The organism is Shimwellia pseudoproteus, from assembly GCF_016415625.1.
In the GTDB taxonomy this organism is placed as follows: Bacteria; Pseudomonadota; Gammaproteobacteria; order Enterobacterales; family Enterobacteriaceae; genus Shimwellia; species Shimwellia pseudoproteus.
In genome coordinates this window covers 1-5764 of sequence record NZ_WBXP01000092.1, presented here as the reverse complement: position 1 = coordinate 5764, position 5764 = coordinate 1, and the positions used below count along the sequence as shown (strand labels likewise).

The 5764-nt window shown below is 47.0% G+C and carries 7 protein-coding genes and 1 pseudogene; all 8 read right to left on the bottom strand.

The window, feature by feature from the left end; genetic code table 11:
* Nucleotides 1-81: 81 nt before the first annotated feature.
* The gene (locus F9C28_RS19640; RefSeq protein ID WP_199016932.1) at nt 82-429 is read right to left on the bottom strand and encodes a GTPase; all 348 of its coding nucleotides are present in this window, start codon (nt 427-429) and stop codon (nt 82-84) included.
* Nucleotides 430-1422, bottom strand: coding sequence for a GTPase family protein (locus tag F9C28_RS19635; RefSeq protein ID WP_199016931.1), 993 nt, complete (start codon nt 1420-1422; stop codon nt 430-432).
* Complete coding sequence (locus F9C28_RS19630) at nt 1415-2344, bottom strand: replication initiation protein (RefSeq protein ID WP_199016930.1); 930 nt, start codon at nt 2342-2344, stop codon at nt 1415-1417. The genes F9C28_RS19635 and F9C28_RS19630 overlap by 8 nt, the downstream gene beginning before the upstream one ends.
* 195 nt (nt 2345-2539) lie before the next feature.
* Nucleotides 2540-2824, bottom strand: coding sequence for a NadS family protein (gene nadS, locus F9C28_RS19625; RefSeq protein WP_199016929.1), 285 nt, complete (start codon nt 2822-2824; stop codon nt 2540-2542).
* A 1-nt stretch (nt 2825) separates the two neighbouring features.
* Entirely contained in the window at nt 2826-3158 is a 333-nt protein-coding gene (locus F9C28_RS19620) for a type II toxin-antitoxin system RelE/ParE family toxin (RefSeq protein WP_033869543.1), read from the bottom strand.
* Between the two features lie 441 nt (nt 3159-3599).
* Entirely contained in the window at nt 3600-4085 is a 486-nt protein-coding gene (locus tag F9C28_RS19610; RefSeq protein WP_199016927.1) for an MbeB family mobilization protein, read from the bottom strand.
* A 370-nt stretch (nt 4086-4455) separates the two neighbouring features.
* Nucleotides 4456-4554 (bottom strand): annotated as a pseudogene (locus F9C28_RS20535) (hypothetical protein); the annotation flags it as partial.
* Nucleotides 4555-4762: 208 nt separating this feature from the next.
* The gene (locus F9C28_RS19600) at nt 4763-5089 is read right to left on the bottom strand and encodes a MobC family plasmid mobilization relaxosome protein (RefSeq protein ID WP_199016926.1); all 327 of its coding nucleotides are present in this window, start codon (nt 5087-5089) and stop codon (nt 4763-4765) included.
* Nucleotides 5090-5764: the final 675 nt, after the last annotated feature.

Here is a 5764-nt window from a genome sequence, read left to right as displayed (position 1 = left end):
CGCGAGCTCGGTATCAGCAAGAATACCGTCGCTGACATCGTGCAACGACACAGAGCTAACGCTTAGGGTGTCATTTCGCCCTCAGCCGGAACCGACCCCTATAAACCCAAACCAAGTATCACTACCTGATATCTTTACTTTTTTAGATAAAAGAAGAGATAGATCCTTAGCATAAATATTATCTTCATAACGACCATCTCCGAGACCAGCAGTATCATGAATGCGGAAATACTTACTTACATTATAAGAGGAAATTACTTTAGTCTCAGGATTAACACCATTTCCAACTGTGGCGGCGTAACTACCAAATAAACAATTTATAGTGGTACTTTTTCCAACTCCAGTAGCTCCGACAAGAGCTAAATCGAGAGGTATTAAAAGACCTCGCTCTCTAGCAAGCTCCAAAAAACTAGATGAAAAATCAAACATTTAAGATAATAATCCTTTTAAAAACCCTACTGCCCCACCAACTATTCCACCAATAAATCTTCCAGCAGCCTCACCTGACTTGCCAAAAATACCTCCTATAGTCCCACCAATATCAGCACCTGATGAGGCTCCTTTTGATACTGATTTTGTTAGCGACTCCATAAAGGTTTCTTGTATTTCTTTTTGATAGTCTTCTAACTTGTCGTCTTTTTCCCACATGTTTTCATTTTTATTCATGTCATTTGCAAAAACGATTCTTTTATCCTCTTTGGTTTTCCTTAATATATATGCAAATAATTTTGATAAATTATAAGGCTTTTGTTCTTCATCATCATCCTTATAACCAGCGGAATAATAAATAGGAGTAACATCAACTCCAGTAGCCTCTTTTATTCTTTTTCTTGTTGAAGCTACCTTTTCATCTAAAAAATCAATCAACTTTTGTTCAGGAAGATTTTTCTCATGATTCCAATATTTCCCCTTCATCGCCATGTCAGCTTGGTTGATAGCTATGAGAAGTCGAGATTGGTCATCACCTAAATTTGGTATTATTACATTGTTAATTAATTCAAAAGATGTTCCTAAATCCCTACTGCTACCATCAAGAACAACAAGAACTAAATCTATTAGTAACTCTCCGTTATCATCTTTTTCTAAAAGCTTTTGAATAATGTTTTTAGCATGTCGGCGGTCAGCATCTTTTCCATCACCAAGCCCTGGCGAATCAAAAAGAACTATATTGTCAAACTCATATTTGGATATTGACATTGTCTCTGGATCAACACCAGTGCCAACTTTAGCTTTATCAAAATCAAATAACGCATTAATTGTTGATGATTTACCAGAACCTGTTGCACCAGTTATAAGAATGTTAACTTTTGTATCTTTTAGACTGGTCAGGTTTTTAAAAACAGCAGCCTTATCTTTATCGCTTAAAGATCTGTCGTTTTGAAACTTCTCGATCAATTTATCAAAAATATTTTTATTATTCATTAATTGCTCCTTTATTTTTTCTATAAAAAAATGTTCTTCTACTAATATTAAGTTCTATCCATGGTTTAATAGTATCTAATGCGTTATCCTTTTTTGGTCGCCCTCCACCCGAGCTTTTTAACCCCCCAACAGAACCTCTTTTAGACTGAATTTCGGGCGAGTGTGTTATTGTTACGTAGTTATTAAAAGACTCCATCGTAAATTTAGAATGAGTCCATTTGGCAATGCTTTTCGCAATGCCTAGAACCTCAATTTCATCAAGCGGCACTGCGAATTGCAGATTGTAGGCACTGGCACGTTCATAGCAAGCTTGCAGCCACTGGTCATATTCAGGCCAGCCCTGACGGATAGCGCGATAAGCCCACTTCCGTGTTTTATCGAACAGGGTGCAGTTGCGGCCTAAGCCATAGTCGGCAACGATCTCTTTGTTGTTTGCCGCGTTCAGATCGAGGAAATCAGCAAGCCAGTCCAGCGTGTAGAGTTCTGGCTGCCAGACGGCAATTTTCCAGTGACCGTGGTTCGGATTCTTGCAGAGCAGGCCAGAATACCCCGTATCAGCGTCCAGTTTTTTACGTAGTGCGTTTTCCACGGCGGCGGCGTAGCGCAGCGGCTTCATTTTTCCGTCAGGGGCGGTACGTATCGAGGTTTCCAGCGCGTACAGCAGGTGCGCGTGCCCGTTTTCCGGGTTGGTGATAGTCAGCGTGGGCGCGGGAGCGTTGCGGTCGCTCCAGTCAATGGTAGCGCCGGTGCGGTCAACGTCAAATCCCAGCCAGAACATGGCGTGAGGCTGATTGAACTGGATATATTTCGCCAGAATGGCGCGTTCTTTCCCTGCGATGCGTACACCAAAGTGTAAATCATCCGAGAAGTACGGTTTGTGCGGTAAGCGATCGTTGAAAAGTTCGAGTGCTGCGTTACGCAATGTGCCCTGCGCTTATGGCGGGCTGTTGTCTGGCACAGTTCATGTGCTAATATCCTTCTTAGGTTTCGTACTTGGCCCTGGTTATCATGCCCGCTCGCCAAAGTAGAGCATGATTTCCGGGGCTTTGTTTTTTCTGTTGCCGTTAAAGTTACACGCGAACGGCCTCGCCTGTCGAATTTCTTCTGTCACATCAGCTTAATGCGCCGCCAGTTCATCAAAAAACTTTGGGTTAGCCTTAATGGTGGCCAGCACTTTTGCAGCCAGCCCGGTCGGGTTACGGCGTCCAGTTTCCCAGCTCTTGATGGTATCGAGGCTGGTTCCCAGCACTTTCGCCATTTCGCTCTGAGTAATATTCAGGTTTTCCCTGATAGCCCTGACGTCTGCCAGCTCGTAGCGGGTCACACGGGCGGGGGCTTTGGTTCCGTTTTTGATATCAACGGCCTCTTCAAGAGAGGCTTTCAGCTCGTCAAAAAAACTCATGTTACACCTCTTCTTTCAGTCGTTGGGTCAGCTTCTTCAGTTCGGCTTTCTCTGCGTCTGTGATGCTGTCTTTGGTGCTTTTAGGGTAGGCCATCACCAGATAAATAACCTCAGCGGTGGCAAGGAAGTAAATCACTCGCGCACTGCCGCTTTTTCCCTGATTCCCCGTCGCCATCCTGATCTTTCGCAGACCGCCAGTTTTTTGGATGAGGTCACCTTTGTACGGTGACTCGATAAGCTCTTTCTGGAGTTCTTTGAGTTCATCATCCGTGGCGATTTGCTTTATCTGACGGGTAAAAATCGTTGTCTCGATAAACTCAATCGCGTGACTCACGGCTGCCTCCTGTATATTTTGATGTACAATGTACACCATGCAATGCGTTCTGAAAAGCCGTTTGCTGTGCCATCAGACATTACCGAGTCGGACCGTGATAACGGGTTGCTTGCCTTTCCTGCTGTAACTCACGCTCATGCTGCTTTACGAGCGTGTTAATCGGCTCAGATCGCTGCTCAAGCGTTCGACCTGCTCGTGCAAGCCGTTCACCTGATTGCTCAAGTTCAGACATACCCTGTCGTTGCGTTCCAGCGCCTGTGAGGTAGTCTCGAACATGCGTTGCAAGTTGCTGTAACTGTCCTGCCACGCCTGTTGCTGTTGCGCGTAGCTTGTCTGTAAGCTTTCTAAGGCGCTCAGAAGCTGCCTTTCCATCTCTGTCATGGTCTTGCCTGTCCTCAGTGATAAAAACGTGCTGTGGCGTTTCTGTGGTGTCTGACGGGGTTATTTCGCGGTGTACTTCATCACGGTGTTTCCGGCTGTCGATGTGTAGGTCTCGGTGCCATGCGCTTTCTTCGGCAGTACCACCAGATAGGTGTTCTTCTGCTTGTCGTCCTTGTAAATCGCTACCCCTGCGCCGCTCTGGGCTTTCAGGCTCTCCAGTTGCTGGCTGTAGCTGTCCATTTCGTCCAGGCGGGAAGTGATGACCGTTCCCTGATACCAGATTATCCCACCCAGTATCATGATCAGCAGCACAGCGAACAGGAAGATCCAGCCCAGTGCGCTCAGGATGGAGTATCTGACGATGCTCGTCAGTTGGTCGTTCTGTTCGCGGATAGCGTTGCTGATGCTCTGCGAGCTTGATTTCAAGTCCTCGTTGATAGACGTTTCCAGCCTCTCGAACTCGCGCTTCACGCTCTGCTCTGTATCCTGCGCCTGCTGCTTCGATTTCTCCTCGAAGCCCTTCGCCAAATTTAAAATCTCGCTCATAAATCATTCCTTTCAGCCGGATATTTTTTCCGCCGTCCGGATCGGCAATGCTGATACTGTTTTTGGTTTCCCGCGCCACACTCAGGCCGTAACTCTCCAGCTGCTTAACCACATCCTTCCGGCTGCGGATCGCGCCCTGCTGCATCAGGTTCATCAATCCGGCGGTGATTTTCTCTGCGGCCTGCTGTTTATCGCGGGGTAAATCGCTGGCCTGCGTCATCGGACGGCGGTTAAGGGGGTCATTCGGGTCACGTAATCCGAGGCGGTCATTAGTCAGCGTCTGCCACGCATTCACTCTGGGACGGTCAGCGCGGTCAAAGTAGGGTTGCAGCCTTTTTCCGCTCTGCAATTCGATGTTCGGGATAACAAAATTCAGCTCAAGCCGTCCCTTGTCGCGGTGCTCTACCCAAAGACAGTTGTACTGGTCACGGTCTAATCCCGTCATGAGGGTCTGTTCCCACTCATCCATCAGGCGGGACTTCTCAGAGTCGGCAATATCCGGCTCCTGAAAAGACAGTACGCCGGAGGTATACGAACGGGCAAAGTCGCAGCTGTCTATCAGTTCGCATACACGGTCAGGATCACCACGTAATACACTGGCCTGCTCTCGCTGACGGTCTTTTCCCAGCAGGTAATCAACCGGACCACTGCCAGAACCTGCACCACGGGAATGGATTTTAACGATCACGGTACTGCTCCAGTAATTCACCTAGCTGACGGTCGAGACTGTTCAGGATGGAAAGTAGTGAGACTCGCTCAGAAGGCGTCAGGGAGTCGGACTGATTCAATCGGCGAGCGATCTGGTTCAGGTTATTGCCCATGCCACTCACTTGCCGAAGCAATTCAGGCGCAACCTCAGGAACAGGCCGTTTACGTGACGTATGTTCTCCCAGACCAAGCTGACGCAACCACTCTGCAAGATGAATACGGTCGCACCGTTCAAGCAGAAGCTGATGCTCAGTCTCGGTCATGCGGATTTTGATCTCTTTCGTTCGCTTTTCCATAGGCTCCGCTGAGAAAAAATTCGCACCACTGTGAGAATTTTTCGCAGTGGATGCCGGGGGTTTCGGGGGGCGGCAAGCCCCCTGAACCAGTCACGGAGGCACCTCGATAGAGGGGACTCCGTGTGTACTGGCTTAAGTATGATATACCATGTGGGGCTACGGATAACAAATAGCCCCTAAAAGGGGCTGTTATCTGATATAGGCTTGTTTTAGTGCAAAACACGTTAAGTGCGTCGAGAGTATGGTATCTGGGATAAAATCTGCTTTTGCAGAGTGCTGATATTGTATTCGTGGTATGCGCTATAAAAGACAGGCTGCTTGATCAACAAGCCCGTAGAATCTTGTATTCTACGTTGAACTGAACTACTTTTTTCTTCAAGAAAAGATAACAAATCTATATCTGGCTTGTTTCTAGCATAATCCCAATGCCTTCCCTTCATTGCTTGATCAGCCTGATTGATTGCAACAATGACTCTATCAGACTCAATACAATTAAGAATGACATTCTCTAAGAGTTTAAAAGTAGTCCCCAAATCCCTAGTACCTCCATCAATAATAACCAAGACCATATCTATAAAGGGGTCGGTTCCGGCTGAGGGCGAAATGACACCCTAAGCTTTCGGTTCCTTGGGCCAAAGATATTCGCCAGTCAGTAGAATGTGCGCCCAGCCCAAT